Below are 15,718 nucleotides of genomic sequence, written 5' to 3' on the forward strand. Positions count from 1 at the left end.
GCGGTCGCGATCGGGGTCGATGCCGCTGACACGGCATGGCGAGCAACCGGCGCGGATCGCTGGACGACCCGCCCGGTCACACGATCACTGCTTCACTTTCCACTCGAGGTGGCCGCCTCTCGTTCGCGCGCGATCTCGGCTTTTTGCTCTTCCGCCGACGAACACGCGACCAGAATGCTGCAGTTCACGCGATCGAGCAGTTGCGTGTTGCCCGACCCCATCCACCATCTCGACAACCCGCTGCGGCACCGATGGCCGACGACGACGAGGTCGGCCTTCAATTCCGTCGCGAGATTCGCGATTTCGTCGATCGGATAGCCGAAGGCGAAATGGCCTTCCGCCTGAACGCCGCGCTCGCGCAGCCAGTTCACGCCTTCCTGCAGGATCTCGCGCGCGGTTTCCTCGAAGCGGCCGCACGCGACGTCGGTCAGCAACCCTGCGCTTTGCGCGATGCTCGAGCGCATGTCGACGACCGACAACAAATGCGTTTCCGCCTTCAGGTCCAGCGCGAGATTGGCGCCGCACCGCAGTGCCTTGCGTCCTTCGAGCGTGCCGTCGTAGCACAGCAGAATCTTGTTGTAGCTAGCCATGAAACCTCCCTGTCGCGACTACGTACCCTATGCACTCATCATGGTGCGCCGCAATTCCGGACGCAAGGGATGGAAAACGCTGATTCGCCACGCGAGGCGCGTCGGCGATGATGCGGTGCACGATCCGTGCGCGCATGCACCGTGCCGCGCGGGCATGCCCTGAAGAGACGCAGCCGATGCACTAGAATGGCCCGTTCGTGCCGCCGACGTGCGTTCGCCTCGGTCATGCCCATGTGACACGCATTCGCCCGATCCGTTCGCATGCGTGCCCGTCCGGCCGGCCGCGAAACGCGTCCGCGCCCGCTTACAACGACAACCTGCCCATGTCCGTTGCACCGATCGATTTCCGGAACGTCGAAAAGCGCTATGGCGACAAGCTCGTCGTCAACGACCTGTCCTTCCACGTGCAGGCCGGCGAATGCTATGGCCTGCTCGGGCCGAACGGCGCCGGCAAGACCACGACCCTGAAGATGCTGCTCGGCCTCGCGTATCCCGATGCCGGCACCATTTCACTGTGCGGCGAACCGGTTCCGTCGCGCGCGCGGCATGCGCGCCAGCGCGTCGGCGTCGTCCCGCAGTTCGACAACCTCGACCCCGACTTCACGGTCCGCGAAAACCTGCTCGTGTTCAGCCGCTATTTCGGGATGTCGGCGCAGGCTTCACGCGCACTCGTCCAACCGCTGCTCGAATTCGCGAAGCTGGAAAACAAGGCCGATGCGAAGGTCGGCGAGCTGTCGGGCGGCATGAAGCGCCGTCTGACGCTTGCACGCGCGCTCGTCAACGATCCCGACGTGCTGGTGCTCGACGAGCCGACGACGGGCCTCGATCCGCAGGCACGGCACCTGATGTGGGAGCGGTTGCGTTCGCTGCTCGCGCGCGGCAAGACGATCCTGATCACCACGCATTTCATGGAGGAAGCCGAGCGCCTGTGCGACCGGCTGTGCGTGATCGAGGAAGGCCGCAAGATCGCCGAAGGCGCGCCGCACGCGCTGATCGAATCGGAGATCGGCTGCGACGTGATCGAGATCTACGGGCCCGACCCGGTCGCGCTGCGCGACGAGCTGGCGCCGTTCGCGAAGCGCACCGAGATCAGCGGCGAGACGCTGTTCTGCTACGTGACCGATCCCGAGCCGCTCAGTGCGCGACTCAAGGGTCGCACGGGATTGCGCTATCTGCATCGGCCGGCCAATCTGGAAGACGTGTTCCTGCGGCTCACGGGCCGCGAAATGCAGGACTGATCGATCATGGACGTACGCAACTATTCCGCCGCCGCGCCGTCCGCCCCACCGCGCGAATCGCGCTTCGCGATCGCGCTGCCCGCGAATGCCACCAACTGGATCGCCGTGTGGCGGCGCAACTACCTCGTCTGGCGCAAGCTCGCGCTCGCGTCGCTGTTCGGCAATCTCGCCGATCCGATGATCTACCTGTTCGGGCTGGGGTTCGGGCTCGGCCTGATGCTCGGCCACGTCGACGGCGTGTCGTATATCGCGTTCCTCGCCGCCGGCACGGTCGGTTCGAGCGTGATGATGTCCGCGAGCTTCGAGTCGATGTATTCGGGCTTCTCGCGGATGCACGTGCAGCGCACCTGGGAAGCGATCATGCACACGCCGCTCGCGCTGGGCGACATCGTGCTCGGGGAGATCGTCTGGGGGGCGAGCAAGGCGCTGCTGTCGGGCGTCGCGATCATGCTGGTCGCGGGCCTGCTCGGCTATGCACGGTTTCCGACGATGCTCGCGGCGCTGCCCGTGATCGCGCTTGCCGGCCTCGCGTTCGCGAGCACGGCGATGATCGTCACCGCGCTCGCGCCGTCCTACGACTTCTTCATGTTCTACCAGACGCTCGTGCTGACGCCGATGCTGCTGCTGTCGGGCGTGTTCTTCCCGATCACGCAGTTGCCACCGGTCGCGCAGCATGCGGCGCACGTGCTGCCGCTCGCGAACGCGGTCGAACTGATCCGGCCCGCGATGCTCGGCCGGCCGGCGACGGACGTTGGCCTGCATCTCGCGGTGCTCGCCGGCTATGCGATCGGCGGATTCGTGGTCTCCGCCTGGCTGTTCCGGCGGCGGATGATGCGCTGACGGCCGGCGCGCCCGGCGCCGGCTCGATGCGAGGAAGTGGCGACGACCTTACTCGTCGTCATCGCTCCACGGAATCTCGACGTCGGTCAGGAATGCGACGGTCGCCAGCGGGCCGCCTTCCTGGCGGCCGAGCTTGCCGTCCGCGCGATGCCATTCGACGCGGAACTGCGTACCCGGATCGTCGGCGACCAGATACACCGCGCGCAGTTCTTCCGCATCGGCTTCGTCGACCGGACCGTCGAACGACACCAGCATCTTCTGCGGCCACAGGCCGTTTACCGGATCGTAAATGCGGTCGCCCTGCGGAATCTCGATGCTGGCCTCGACGCCGATCGTGGCGGAGGCTTCGATGATCATCGTGCCGAGCGCGTTCAGCACGGCAGTCGCCCGCGCGGAATTGGCCTGGCGGATCGCGAGATCGCCGCGCGTCAGCGCCTTCTCGAGTCGAGGATGAATCTTCGGTTGGGTCATGCGTTTTCCTGTTTGCTTCTTGTGAAGGGCACCGCACGCGTGAAGCGGCGGCGCCGGATGAATACGACGGTCGCGCGGCGGGATCGGTCGGCGCGCGCCACAGCGGCCGTCACGCGGGTCCGGTGGCCGGGCAGGTCGCGCCGCGCTCCCCTGTCGGGCACGCGAGCCGGACGTGTCCGGCCGGCGCGCCCGCTCGCCGTCCCGCCCGCGTGTCCGTCAGAACCCGAACGCGATCGCGAGCAGCCCGCTCACGATCCCGAACACGACGACGAGGCCCGTGACGATCGCCAGCATGTAAGGCTTGAACGAACGCGCGAGCATCGCGAGCGACGGCACGCTGATCGGCGGCAGCGTCATCAGCAGCGCGGCGGCCGGGCCGACGCCCATGCCGAGCGACAGCATCGCCTGGATGATCGGCACCTCGCCGGCCGTCGGGATCACGAACAACGTGCCCGCGACCGCGAACGCGATGATCCAGCCGAGATGGTTGCCGATGTCCGGGCCGATATGCGGGAACAGCCACGCGCGCGCCGCGCCGAGCAGCAGCACGAGCACGATGTATTCGGGCACCAGCCGCGCGGCCATGCGTGCGAGCAGCTTCATCCAGCGGACGAACGGATTGCCTGCGGCCGCCTGTTCGGCCACCAGCGCGGCCAGTTGCGCGTCGTCGATGCTGCGATCCTCGGGACGCGCGACGCGGTTCAGCAGATAGCCGATCCCGAACACCATCGCGATGCCGAGCACGAGCCGCAGCGCGCTCCAGTGCCAGCCGAGCACGAAGCCCATGAACACCAGCGCGGCCGGATTCAGCACCGTGTTGCCGAGCCAGAACGCGACCGCGCCGCCGGGCGACGCGTGCCGCGCACGCAGGCCCGCGACGACCGGCGCCGCGCAGCACGTGCACATCATGCCGGGCAGCGACAGCAGGCCGCCCGCGGCCACACTGCCGAAGCCGGTGCGGCCGAGCGCGCGCGCAACCCAGTGCGCCGGCAGCAGCGCCTGCACGGCCGAACCGAGCAGCAGGCCGAGCACCATGGCCTGCCAGATCGCCTTGCCGTACGCCCACGCGTAGTCGAGCGCCGCCTTCAGCGACGGCTCGGGGGCGCTCGCCGACGAACCCATCAGGATCGACTGGCCGATCGAATGATGCTCGGCGGCGACGAACGCCTTGTTGTAGTACGGGAACCATTTCACGTAGAACAGTCCCGCGACCGCGATCAGCAGGAAGGTCATCCAGCCGAGCGCCGGACTGGGTTGGGTGCGTGTGGTCGTCATCGTGTGGTGGTCGTAGGGTTGTGGTCGGTGTCGACTCGCGCCGCCGCGCCGGCGGCGGGCGATGCCGGCAGCCCGGCCTGCGCGAGCGCATCGAGCAGCGCGCGCGCCTGCTGGCGCACGTCGGCCGCGTTCGGCCGGAACGTGAACGTCAGCGCCCGGTTCGGCTTGTTGTACGTTGCGCGGTAGGTGCGCGCATAGGCGGGATCGTAATGCTTGTCGATCAGTTCGGTGAACAGGTCGGCCCGCGCGCCGGCATCGATCAGCGCATTCCAGTGCTCCACCTGGTCACGGCTGTGCAGGCCGATCAGCCGATGCAGCTGCGCCTTGAACGCGGCCGGCTCGTCGAACAGGTGGGCGTAGTCGTCAAGGAGAAACGCGATTCGCTCGTCGTGCGCCGCGTCGACCTGCACCCACGGCCCGGCGTGAAAGGCGTCGATCAACGCGATCGGCAGGTGCACGAGCCCGATCCTGCGACTTTCCGATTCGACGAACACCGGCCATTCGGGGTCGAAACGCCCGAGAGTCTCGACCAGCCCCGAATCGAAGCCCTTCTGCGACGGTTGCGGTTTGCCCGGCAGCGCGCCGAGCAGCGAGCCGCGATGACTCGCGAGCGCCTCGAGATCGAGCGTCTGCGCGCCTTCGTCGCGTAGCGCGTTCAACAGCCGCGTCTTGCCGCAGCCCGTATGACCGACGAGCGCGATATAGCGGAACCGCGTCGGCAGCGTGCCGAGCGTCGCGCACACCGACTGGCGGTACGCCTTGTACCCGCCGTCGAGCTGGCGCGCCTGCCAGCCGATCAGGTTGAACCAGGTCGTCATCGAGCCCGAGCGCTTGCCGCCGCGCCAGCAGTAAATCAGCGGCCGCCAGTTGCGCGGACGGTCGGCAAACGTGGTGTCGAGATGGCGCGCGATGTTGCGTGCGACCATCGCCGCGCCGACGCGCGTCGCTTCGTACGGCGAAACCTGGCGGTACATCGTGCCGACGATCACGCGCTCCTCGTTGCTGAGCACGGGCGCGTTCAGCGCGCCGGGGATATGGTCCTCGGCGAATTCGAGCGGCGTACGCACGTCGATGATCTCGTCGAACTCGCCGGCGCGATCGAGGGTGACAATCAGATTCTTCAATTTGGCGTCGAACAGGGGCGATGCGGCTCGGTGAGCCGCACGGGCACGGAAGGCGGATTCGCGATTATCTCACGCCCGGGCGTCTCGGGCCGCGCTTGGCAACCGGCGGGGGCGACGCGGTGCGCATCACGTCGATCAGATGGTCGCGAAACGCGCGCACCGACGCGGGCAGATCGCGCCCCGCCATGGTCTGCACCTGGATGCTGCGCTCGCGCAGCTGGGGGTTCGTGACGGGCACGACGACGAAGCCGTCCGCGTCGAAGCGGTCCCGCACCGACAGCAGCCCGGTGAACATCACCGCACCGGTACGCTGCGCGTAGCGGTACATCACCGCGGTATTGTTGCTGGTCAGCTCCGGCTCGAGCATGAGCCCGTCGAGCACGCACGCGATGTCGATCAGCTGGCGCACCGTCGTGCCGGCCTCGGGCAGCACATGCGGGTGCCCTGCGACATCGGCAAGCGACACCGAGTCGCGCGCCGCGAGCGGATGGTCGCGCCGCACGAGTGCGAAAACCGGCGCACGCTCCGTGTGTTCGACGCGCACGCCCTGCTCCGGCGCCAGGCTGAACGTCAGCCCGATGTCGGCATCGCCGTCGCGCACGCGCCGCGTCGCCTCCGCCGGCGACACGACCCACACCGAGAAATCGACGCCCGGGTGGCGCGCCTTGAAGCCCGCGAGCGCGCCCGGCAGGAAATCGATCGCGAACCCTTCCGAGCAGGCGACCTTCAGCAGGCTGCCGTGCAGCGCCTCCAGCCCGCCGATTTCCTTCATCACGTGCTCGGCCTCCAGCAGGCTGCGCTGCGCGAAGCCCAGCAGCCGTTCGCCGGCCTCCGACAGCGCCATCCCGCGCGGCCGGCGCTCGAACAGCGGTGCGCCGAGCTCGCTCTCGAGCTTCGCGATCTGCCGGCTGATCGCCGAGACGGCCACGTGCAGCCGCGCGGATGCGTCGCTGATCGACCCGGTGCGCGCCACTTCGACGAAATACCGCAGCGCAAGACCATGCAGGAAAGCCGCCATCGTTCTGTCCCCGGGCCCGTCGTCCAGGCCGATCCGCTTTGCCTTTTCGGCAAAGAAATGTTCGAAATTCGATCATTGTGACAAAAAAAACGGCTTTCTAGAATCGATCGCACTCCCGGTCGTGCGCGCCGCGCCCGCCGGAAAACCGATACAGGAGACCCGTCTTGAGCCGTACCGCCGCCATCCAGCACGCGCTGAACCAGTTCGAATCGGGCGCGTTCTTCACGACCCTGAGCCGCCGCGTCGGCCTGCGCACCGAAAGCCAGGACAGCGGCTCGGGCGCCGCGCTGCGCGCCTACCTGACCGACGAGATCGCGCCGGAGGCCGCGCGCCTGGGCTTCACGTCGCGGATCGTCGAGAACCCGGTCGACGGCGGCGGCCCGTTCCTGCTGGCGTCGCGCCACGAGGACGACGCGCTGCCGACCGTGCTCATCTACGGCCACGGCGACGTCGTGCGCGGCTACGACGCGCAATGGCGCGCGCCGCTGTCGCCGTGGACGCTGACCGTCGACGGCGATCGCTGGTACGGCCGCGGCAGCGCCGACAACAAGGGCCAGCACACGATCAACCTGGCCGCGCTGGCGAGCGTGCTCGACGCGCGCGGCGGCCGGCTCGGCTTCAACGCGAAACTGCTGATCGAGATGGGCGAGGAAACGGGGTCGCCGGGCCTCGACGCACTGTGCCGCCAGGAACGCGACACGCTCGCGGCCGACGTGCTGATCGCGTCCGACGGGCCGCGCCTCACCGCCGAACGTCCGACCGTGTTCCTCGGCTCGCGCGGCTCCGTCAACTTCAAGCTCAGCCTGCGCGCCCGCGACGGCGGCCATCACTCGGGCAACTGGGGCGGCCTGCTGCGCAACCCGGCAACCGTGCTCGCGAACGCGCTCGCGAGCCTCGTCGATGCGCGCGGCGCGATCCGCGTCGCGGGGCTGCGTCCGCCGCCGATCCCGGCCGCCGTGCGCACCGCACTCGCCGACCTGTCCGTCGGCGGCGGCCCCGGCGATCCGGCGCTCGACGCCGACTGGGGCGAGCCCGGCCTCTCCGCCGCCGAGCGCGTGTTCGGCTGGAACACGTTCGAGATTCTCGCGTTCAAGGCCGGCAATCCCGACCATCCGGTCAATGCGATTCCGCCCGTCGCGTATGCGCACTGCCAGTTGCGTTTCGTGGTCGGCACCGACTGGGAAGCACTGCACGCACACCTGCGTGCGCATCTCGATGCGCACGGCTTCGCCGACATCGAGATCGACGTCGAACGCGGCGCACCGGCGACGCGCCTGCCGCCGGACGATCCGTGGGTCCGCTGGGCCGTCGCGTCGCTCGCGCATACGACCGGCAAGCAACCCGCGATCCTGCCGAACCTCGGCGGCACGCTGCCGAACGAGGTGTTCGCCGATACGCTCGGGCTGCCGACGCTGTGGGTGCCGCACTCGTATCCGGCGTGCTCGCAGCACGCGCCCGACGAGCACCTGCTCGCGAGCGTCGTGCGCGAGGGACTGCAGATGATGGCCGGCCTCTTCTGGGATCTCGGCGACGCCGCGCCGCCCGTTCGCCGCGCGGCACCCGCCGCGGCCGGCGCCGCCCTGTAACGCGCTTCGCCCCTTTCTCGGGACCTGCTCACACGATGAATACGACTACCCTGACCTCGCAGGACGCCGCGCGCCCCAGCGCCGCGAAGATCCGGCGCATCATCTTCGCCGCGTCGATCGGCAATGCGCTCGAATGGTTCGACCTGATCGTCTACGGCTTTTTCGCGGTGACGATCGCCAAGCTGTTCTTCCCCGCGACGAGCGAGGCGACGTCGCTGCTGCTCACGCTCGGCACGTTCGGGCTGTCCTACCTGATCCGGCCGATCGGCGGCTTCGTGCTTGGCGCCTACGCGGACCGCGCGGGCCGCAAGGCGTCGCTGCTGCTGTCGATCGGGATGATGATGGCCGGCACGCTGCTGATCGCGCTGATGCCGACCTATGCGTCGATCGGCATCCTCGCGCCGCTCGGGATCATGCTGTCGCGGCTGATGCAGGGGTTTTCCGCCGGCGGCGAATTCGCGAGCTCGACCGCGTTCCTCGTCGAACACGCGCCGCAGCGGCGCGGTTTCATGTCGAGCTGGCAGTTCGCGAGCCAGGGTCTCGCGACGCTGCTCGCGTCGGGCTTCGGTGCGCTGCTGACGTCGACGCTGAGCCCTGCGCAACTCGAAAGCTGGGGCTGGCGCGTGCCGTTCCTGTTCGGCCTCGCGATCGGCCCGGTCGGGCTCTACATCCGCCGCTACGTCGACGAAGGCATCGAGTTCAAGACGCAGGCGCGCTCCGAAGCGCCCGTGCGCGAATTGTTCGCGGACCAGAAGATGCGCGTGCTGCTGTCGATCGGCGTGCTCGTGATCTCGACCGCGATCAACTACATGGTGCTGTACATGCCGACGTATGCGATCAAGCAGCTCGGGCTGCCGGCATCGACGGGCTTCGCGGCCACGCTCGCGACCGGCTTCGTGCTGACGCTCGTCACGCCGCTCGTCGGCCACCTGTCCGATCGCACCGGGCGAACGCGCGTGATGGCGGCGGCGGCCGTGCTGATGCTCGTCACCGTCTGGCCGACGTTCGCGTGGCTCACGCGTCACGCGTCGTTCGCGACGATGCTCGCCGCGCTGATCTGGATCGGGCTGCTGAAGGCGACCTACTGCGGCGCGCTGCCGGCGCTGATGGCCGAGCTGTTCCCGTCGCAGACCCGCGCCACCGGCCTCGCGGTCAGCTACAACACGGGCGTCACGCTGTTCGGCGGCTTCGCGCCGTTCGTGATCACGTGGCTGATCAGCGCGACCGGCAACCGGCTGTCGCCGGCGCTGTACCTGATGGGTTGCGCGGTGTTGAGTCTCGTCGCACTGTTGGTCGCGCGCACGCGGCTCGGGATGCGCTGACCGCGCGCGTGAAGGAAACGACGGCGCGCCAATACGCGCCGGACGCGGCCCGTTACGGCATCCATGCCGCGCGGGCCGCGCGCCGCTTACGGCGCCGGATTCGGCTGCAGTTCGTGCAGCGCGTCGATCTCGGCGAGGATCTCGTCGGACAGCGTCACATCGATGCTGCCGATGTTCTCCTTCAGTTGCGCGAGCGACGTCGCGCCGACCAGGTTGCTGCGCACGAACGGCCGGCTGTTGACGAACGCGAGCGCGAGCTGCGCGGGCGACAGCCCGTGCCGTGTCGCGAGCGCGACGTAGCGCGACGTCGCTTCGACCGCCTGCGGCTTGCTGTAACGCTGGAAGCGCTCGAACAGCGTGATGCGCGCGCCGGCCGGACGTGCGCCGTTCTCGTACTTGCCGGACAGCCAGCCGAACGCGAGCGGCGAATACGCGAGCAGGCCGACGCCGTCGCGATGCGTGAACTCGGACAGGCCGTTCTCGAACGTGCGGTTCACCAGGCTGTACGGATTCTGGATGCTCGCGATGCGCGGCAGCCCGAGCTTCTCGGCCGCGCGCAGGAACTGCGCGACGCCCCACGGCGTTTCGTTCGACACGCCGATCGCGCGGACCTTGCCGGCCTTCACGAATTCCGCGAGCACGCCCAGCGTTTCCTCGATCGGCACCGTATAGGCATCGTCGACCCACGGATACGCGGGCCGGCCGAACGTCGTCGTGCTGCGATCCGGCCAGTGCAGCTGGTACAGGTCGACATAGTCGGTCTGCAGGCGCTTGAGGCTGCCGTCGAGCGCCTCGGTCAGGTTCTTGCGGTCGAACTGGTTGCCTTCGCCGCGAATATGGCGCGGATTGTGCGGCTGCCGCGCCGGGCCCGCGATCTTCGTCGCGAGCACGATCCGGTCGCGCTGCGCACGATGCTGCGCGAGCCAGGTACCGATGTACTGTTCCGTGCGCCCCTGGGTATCGGGCTTCGGCGGCACCGGGTACATCTCCGCGGCATCGATCAGCGTGACGCCCTGCCCGAGCGCGTAATCGATCTGCTCGTGGGCGTCGCGTTCCGAATTCTGCTCGCCCCACGTCATCGTGCCGAGACCGATCAGGCTGACCTCGATGCCCGAATCGCCGAGTGTGCGGTATTCCATGCTGTTCCTGTCGCGTCAGTGGAAAGCAGGAACGCTATCACACTGAAGCGAACGCTTCAGACGGCCGATGCGTTCGCTTACAGGCGGCCTGCGATGTGCGTGAGGCACTCGCGCATGCGGGTTACGGCCGACTCCGCATGCGGGTGCGCGTTGTTCGGACGACGTCCGATGGCCGAGCCGACGTGACGACGCCACGTCTTCCGTCATTGCGGCCGCTGAATGAAGCAGGTTGCCGATGCGTGCGCGACGATCTTGTCATCCGGCGTCTTCAGCGTGCCTTCGGCGACGCCGAGCGAACGCGACAGGTGAATCACGCGCCCTTCCGCGATCAGGTCGACATCGCGCGGCACGGGACGCAGCATCTTCACGTGCAGGTCGACCGTGCCGTAGCCGACGCCCGCGTCGAGCATTGAGTGCACCGCGCAGCCCGTGACCGAATCGAGCACCGTCGCGGCGAACCCGCCGTGCACGCCGCCGAGCGGATTCAGATGCCGTTCGTCCGCCCGCGCGGACATCTGCACGTAACCGAGCTCGACGCCCAGCGGCCGCATCGGGATCGTCTCCGAGATCGACGCGAGCGGCAGATCGCCCGCCGCCGCCGCGCGCAGCAGTTCGAGACCGGACAGGGAAAGCGGATTCATCGGGTTGTCTCCTGATTGAACGCGCGTCGCCGCGCTAGTAAGTTCCAAATTGGAACTCATTATTGACAACCGAACCGGGCTTGTCAACGCAGCCGACGCCCGATGCAACCGAAGGTCAGTTCTATAATCGAACCCGCTCCTTCGTTGAACCGTCGCACGAGACTCGATCATGAAATGGGATGACATCGGTACGCTGAACTGCTCGGTCGCGCGCACGCTTGCCGTGCTCGGCGATCGCTGGACCATGCTGATCCTGCGCAACGCCTTTCTCGGCTGCCGCCGCTTCGATGCATTCCAGACGCAACTGGGCCTCACGCGTCACGTCCTGGCCGAGCGGCTCGCGCGCCTCGTCGACGAAGGCGTGCTGGTCAAGCGCGCGTATCAGGAGCGCCCGCCGCGCTTCGAATACCGGTTGACCGAAAAAGGCCTCGACCTCTACCCGGCCCTGCTCGCGCTGATGACCTGGGGCGACCGCTGGAAGGACGACGGCCAGGGGCCGCCGGTGCAATTGCGCCATCGCGCCTGTGGTCAGCTGATGCATGCGGTCGCGGTGTGCTCGGCGTGCGGCGAGCCGCTCGACGCGCACGACGTGCAGCCGGAACCCGGGCCCGGATGGGTCGCCCGCGAGGCGGCCGGACCGCTCGATGCCTGACGCGTCATGCCGAGCGCCTGTTGCGCGCGCACGGTAGCGCGCTGCGGCCATCATGTGTGCGTAGGTTGCATGCGTTTCCGCCTCCGAGCGTCATTCGTGCGGCCGCGCCTTGTCTACCGTTCCAATCTCATCGACCACACGGTGCGTTGAACCTGCGCCGGCACATCCCCGCGTTTCGTCACGCGGGGACCGTACCGTGCCGTCTGCATACGCACGCGCTCATCATCGCCTTCCGTCACGCGGCACGACCACCGAGCCGATGCAGATACCGCGCGGCACGATGAACTTCACCGCATCGCCCGCTCCGGGCTGCCGCACCATGCGTCTCATTCACATCCGGGCGTGACCGCGCCGCCGTGTCTGCGTTACACTCACGGCCCGCTGTCTCAAAATCATTCGCTGTCCAAGATGTTGTCGCGCAAACGCCTCGCCGCCACCTGCCTCGCCGCTTCCCTGCTCGCCACACCCTTCGCCGCCTTCGGCAAGACGCACAACGAATCGCTGCTGCAGCAGGCGATCGACTTCATCGCGCAACTGCTGCCGACCCCGACCCATGAAGCGCCCGCCACGCAGGTGGTCGAATCGGCGTTCTCGCCCGATGGCGGTGCCGAGGCGCTCGTGCTGAAGGCAATCGGCGCCGCGCGCACCTCGATTCGCGTGGCCGCCTACTCGTTTACGTCGCCGCCCGTCACGCGCGCGCTGCTCGCCGCGAAGCGGCGCGGCGTGAATGTCGCGGTCGTCGTGGACGACAAGGGCAATCGCGCGAAGAGCAGCAAGCAGGCGCTGAACCTGCTCGTCAACGCGGGCATTCCGACGCGCACGATCGACGCCTATGCCATCCACCACGACAAGTACCTCGTGATCGATGCGGAACATGTCGAGACGGGTTCGTTCAACTACAGCGCGTCGGCCGCCAGCCGCAATTCCGAAAACGTCGTCGTGGTCTGGAACAATCCGCAACTCGCGTCGCGCTACCTCACGCATTGGCAAAGCCGCTTCGATCAGGGCACGCCGTACCGCTCGTCGTACTGACGCCTCGCACGCACGCGCTCGCAAGCGCCGTTCGCGCGCGGCGCGGCCGGCGCGCGTCGTTGCGCACATTCGCGCCGTGATGTCGTCAATGATCGGTGCGCATGACGTGCCGATCAACCTGGCCGAATGGCCTGCACACCGGACGTGACGGCGCCGCGATCGGTGGAATCAGTCGAAATCAGTGGATGTCGGGCGAGCGCTCCGCGATCTGCGTGGTCGCGACACACCGGCTCGCATGCGCACGCGCATCGCTTGCCGAAGGCTTCGGTCGATCGTGCGTACCGCCAGGCAGCGCGCCGAGTACGCAGTCCGCACTGAAGGTCAGCGTGTTCTGGACCATCGGATAGAGCAGATACAGCGTCAACGCGAGATACCCCGCGTACAGAATTCGAACCATGGTGCGATAAAAGAACGATTGATCTCGCCCTGTTTACGGCATCACGTCGGACAGCTTGAGGCACCGGACATCGAATTGCCTGTCCGGCAGCAACGCACGCCGCGTGAAGCGTTCGCGTCGCATCGACATGGCAACCCTGCTCGCCCCGTCGTGACAGCGCACCGGAGCATGCGCGCTCGAGGCCGTCGCGGCCTCGCTGACCGGTGCGCCGCGCGACAGCGACGTAATCGCCCGACTCGGCGGCGACGCATTCGTCGTGCTGCCGAGCGCCACCGACGCGGCCGATGTCGGCGAGCCGATCGAGCGCGTCACGCAGGCACGCGCGCTGCGTAACGCGGCCGACGCACGCGGCCATGCGATCCGGTTCGGTGTCGGCCACATCGCGCGGTGGCCGACCTGCTCGAATCGGCCGCTCGGCGCCGATACGAGGAACGAGGACAAGCAGCGCGGCAAGGCCGCCGACGCCCGAACGCGGACGAACCGCGCGCCGATACGCGCCGCGGCGGCCGCCAGCGTTGCTCAGTCCGATGCGCCCCGTTCGGTCAGCCGCCGCACGGCGGCGCGCTCGCCATCGCTTCCGCGATCTGCTCGGGCGTCAGATCGCGCTGGTGGGTCGCGATTGACCAGCGATGGCCGAACGGATCCTCCACCTGCCCATAGCGATCGCCCCAGAACATGTCGGCGGCCGGCATCGTGACCGTCGCACCGGCCGAGACGGCCTGCGCGATCGCCGCATCGGTGTCCCGCACGAACAGGTGGAGGCAGACCGGCGTGCCTTTCAGCGTCTTCGGCCCGACTGCGCCGTGCTCCGGCATTTCATCCACGAGCATCAGCGTCGAATCGCCGATTGCGAGACACGCATGCGCGAGCCGGCCGTCCGGCGTGGGCAGGCGGAACCGTTCGGTCGCGTTGAACGCACGCTTGTAGAAGTCGATCGCTGCGGCTGCGCCGGCGCAGATCAGATGCGGTGTCAGCGTGCGCATCCCTTCCGGGATCGGGTTGACGGACGTGGCCATGGGTGTCGCTCCTTCAGTCGGTTGTCGTGTCGGAATTCGGGACGGACGCACGATGCGCACGCCTCCGATGCTACGACGGACGGGCTCGACGGAAATCGACACGCCTGGCGATATTTTTTTTGTTCGTTCGGGACAAGCCGGCCAGGTCATGCGCGACGCGCCGAATCAGTCCGTCCGGCCGACGCGATCGTCCGGCATGCCGAACTGTCGGCGGCACGTTTCGAGCAACACGGCCACTGCGTCGAGCGGCAGGCCGGCGAACCGGTTGATCGGCAGCATCACGCCGCCGGGCACCTTGGCGCGCGGCGAGTGCGGCGAGAACTGATAGCCGATGTAACGGTTGCCCGCGATGCTGACGATCCCGAATTCGCTTACGTCGCGCCATGGCGTGACTGGCTTTTCGCGCACGGAACCGATCAGCCCGAAGCCGGTTTCGTCGAGATGCAGCGCCAGCTCGCGACGCGACACGAAGAAAAAGCCGCCGCTGATGAGCGCCAGCAACACGGCCAGCGCCGCCACCGGCCAGAGCGTCAGGTCGGCCGCGTACCCGCACGCGACCAACCCGGCCAGCACCGCGCAGATGATCGCCTTGCGCCTGAAGCTGGGGCTGTCGACCGGCAGAACCATCGGCAATGCACCAATAACCGTTCCCGCAACCGGATCGACCCGCCAGACGGAATCGTCCGTTTCGCTTGCTTCGTTCATTGCCTGGGCGCCCCTCGTCAATTGCACACCTTGAGCGCGCCGTTGGACGTGCACTGACCGACCGCCCAGTGGCTCGGCCCGGCGAGGTGTGGCGCGAAGCCGATCCCGCGAATCGGCACCGCCGGCGACGCTGCCGGAATCGATGCCGTCTCGGGCGACGGCGGCACGGACGGCTGCGCGGCTTCGGTCCGACGGGCCGCGAGCATCAGACAGCGTGCGGCCGCCCACGGGGCGACGGCGCATCCGGACATGGCTTCATGCGCGACAGCATGATCCGCTTGTGCTCGGCTCGTCGGAACGCGCGCCGATCGCCGCTCAGATCTGCGGAAGGTCGCGCAACGTACGCGACTCGTTCGTCGCATCGATGTCGAGCTCGATTCCTTCCGACGCGTCGCGATACAGCACGCGCTTCAGCCTCGGCCCCACCGCCGTTCCGTCCGCTTCGTCAAACACGGCGCGAACGTCGTTGCCGGCCGCAAGCGCGCGTGCCACGTCCGCCACCGACGCCTCGCTCGGCGTCGCCGCCCATGACCTGTCCGCCGGATTGACGGCCGCCCAGCGCACGTGCGTCACACGCGCACTGCGCACATCGATTCGGACACCATTCACCGCGAACATCGACATCGGAATCTCCTTCGAAACGATTACGGCCGGGCGAACGCCAGACGATGT

17 protein-coding genes and 1 pseudogene are annotated in these 15,718 nt (G+C 68.0%); 7 read left to right on the plus strand and 11 right to left on the minus strand.

Annotated elements, in window-relative coordinates; all coding sequences use genetic code 11:
• Nucleotides 1–92 precede the first annotated feature (92 nt).
• Nucleotides 93–590, minus strand: a complete 498-nt coding sequence (locus U5771_RS10705) for a universal stress protein (RefSeq protein WP_322023931.1) — start codon at nt 588–590, stop codon at nt 93–95.
• A gap of 323 nt (nt 591–913) precedes the next feature.
• Here U5771_RS10705 and nodI point away from each other — a divergent pair, with 323 nt between their 5' ends.
• Together nodI and U5771_RS10715 are read left to right on the plus strand one after the other, a co-directional pair.
• Nucleotides 914–1,828 (plus strand): nodulation factor ABC transporter ATP-binding protein NodI, encoded by a 915-nt coding sequence (gene nodI, locus U5771_RS10710; RefSeq protein ID WP_322023932.1) that lies wholly within the window; start codon nt 914–916, stop codon nt 1,826–1,828.
• Between the two features lie 6 nt (nt 1,829–1,834).
• The gene (locus U5771_RS10715) at nt 1,835–2,668 is read left to right on the plus strand and encodes an ABC transporter permease (RefSeq protein ID WP_322023933.1); all 834 of its coding nucleotides are present in this window, start codon (nt 1,835–1,837) and stop codon (nt 2,666–2,668) included.
• Nucleotides 2,669–2,716: 48 nt separating this feature from the next.
• Here U5771_RS10715 and U5771_RS10720 read toward each other — a convergent pair whose 3' ends face one another.
• From U5771_RS10720 to U5771_RS10735, 4 genes are all read right to left on the minus strand, one after another.
• Entirely contained in the window at nt 2,717–3,139 is a 423-nt protein-coding gene (locus U5771_RS10720) for a hypothetical protein (protein WP_185646374.1), read from the minus strand.
• 216 nt (nt 3,140–3,355) lie between these two features.
• Complete coding sequence (locus U5771_RS10725; RefSeq protein ID WP_322023934.1) at nt 3,356–4,414, minus strand: permease; 1,059 nt, start codon at nt 4,412–4,414, stop codon at nt 3,356–3,358.
• Entirely contained in the window at nt 4,411–5,538 is a 1,128-nt protein-coding gene (gene mnmH, locus U5771_RS10730) for a tRNA 2-selenouridine(34) synthase MnmH (protein ID WP_322023935.1), read from the minus strand. The genes U5771_RS10725 and mnmH overlap by 4 nt, the downstream gene beginning before the upstream one ends.
• A gap of 64 nt (nt 5,539–5,602) precedes the next feature.
• Complete coding sequence (locus U5771_RS10735) at nt 5,603–6,556, minus strand: LysR family transcriptional regulator (RefSeq protein WP_322023936.1); 954 nt, start codon at nt 6,554–6,556, stop codon at nt 5,603–5,605.
• Nucleotides 6,557–6,720: 164 nt separating this feature from the next.
• Here U5771_RS10735 and U5771_RS10740 point away from each other — a divergent pair, with 164 nt between their 5' ends.
• Both U5771_RS10740 and U5771_RS10745 read left to right on the plus strand, forming a co-directional pair.
• A complete protein-coding gene (locus U5771_RS10740; RefSeq protein WP_322023937.1) occupies nt 6,721–8,142 on the plus strand; it encodes a M20 family metallopeptidase in 1,422 nt (473 codons plus the stop codon).
• Between the two features lie 35 nt (nt 8,143–8,177).
• Nucleotides 8,178–9,464, plus strand: coding sequence for an MFS transporter (locus U5771_RS10745; RefSeq protein ID WP_322023938.1), 1,287 nt, complete (start codon nt 8,178–8,180; stop codon nt 9,462–9,464).
• A gap of 86 nt (nt 9,465–9,550) precedes the next feature.
• Here U5771_RS10745 and U5771_RS10750 read toward each other — a convergent pair whose 3' ends face one another.
• Nucleotides 9,551–10,603: an NADP(H)-dependent aldo-keto reductase gene (locus U5771_RS10750; protein WP_322023939.1), complete on the minus strand. Its 1,053-nt coding sequence runs from the start codon at nt 10,601–10,603 to the stop codon at nt 9,551–9,553.
• A 203-nt stretch (nt 10,604–10,806) separates the two neighbouring features.
• The gene (locus U5771_RS10755; RefSeq protein ID WP_322023940.1) at nt 10,807–11,244 is read right to left on the minus strand and encodes a PaaI family thioesterase; all 438 of its coding nucleotides are present in this window, start codon (nt 11,242–11,244) and stop codon (nt 10,807–10,809) included.
• 169 nt (nt 11,245–11,413) lie between these two features.
• Here U5771_RS10755 and U5771_RS10760 point away from each other — a divergent pair, with 169 nt between their 5' ends.
• The gene (locus U5771_RS10760; RefSeq protein ID WP_322023941.1) at nt 11,414–11,896 is read left to right on the plus strand and encodes a helix-turn-helix domain-containing protein; all 483 of its coding nucleotides are present in this window, start codon (nt 11,414–11,416) and stop codon (nt 11,894–11,896) included.
• Nucleotides 11,897–12,304: 408 nt separating this feature from the next.
• Complete coding sequence (locus U5771_RS10765; RefSeq protein WP_415859400.1) at nt 12,305–12,928, plus strand: phospholipase D family protein; 624 nt, start codon at nt 12,305–12,307, stop codon at nt 12,926–12,928.
• Nucleotides 12,929–13,106: 178 nt separating this feature from the next.
• Here U5771_RS10765 and U5771_RS10770 read toward each other — a convergent pair whose 3' ends face one another.
• On the minus strand, nt 13,107–13,325 hold the full coding sequence (locus U5771_RS10770) for a hypothetical protein (protein ID WP_322023943.1): 219 nt from the start codon (nt 13,323–13,325) through the stop codon (nt 13,107–13,109).
• 196 nt (nt 13,326–13,521) lie between these two features.
• On the opposite strand from U5771_RS10770, the pseudogene U5771_RS10775 reads away from it, so the two are divergent.
• Nucleotides 13,522–13,650: pseudogene (locus U5771_RS10775) on the plus strand (GGDEF domain-containing protein); the annotation flags it as partial.
• A gap of 217 nt (nt 13,651–13,867) precedes the next feature.
• Here the strand turns inward: U5771_RS10775 and U5771_RS10780 are convergent.
• The 3 genes from U5771_RS10780 to U5771_RS10795 all read right to left on the minus strand — a co-directional run bounded on the left by U5771_RS10780 (nt 13,868) and on the right by U5771_RS10795 (nt 15,670).
• Complete coding sequence (locus U5771_RS10780) at nt 13,868–14,341, minus strand: VOC family protein (protein ID WP_322023944.1); 474 nt, start codon at nt 14,339–14,341, stop codon at nt 13,868–13,870.
• A gap of 165 nt (nt 14,342–14,506) precedes the next feature.
• Nucleotides 14,507–15,046, minus strand: coding sequence for an aspartyl-tRNA synthetase (locus tag U5771_RS10785; RefSeq protein ID WP_322023945.1), 540 nt, complete (start codon nt 15,044–15,046; stop codon nt 14,507–14,509).
• Nucleotides 15,047–15,361: 315 nt separating this feature from the next.
• Nucleotides 15,362–15,670, minus strand: coding sequence for a phosphatidylserine/phosphatidylglycerophosphate/cardiolipin synthase (locus U5771_RS10795; protein WP_322023947.1), 309 nt, complete (start codon nt 15,668–15,670; stop codon nt 15,362–15,364).
• Nucleotides 15,671–15,718 lie beyond the last annotated feature (48 nt).

The organism is Burkholderia sp. BCC1977 (genome assembly GCF_905339595.1).
Taxonomy (GTDB): Bacteria; Pseudomonadota; Gammaproteobacteria; order Burkholderiales; family Burkholderiaceae; genus Burkholderia.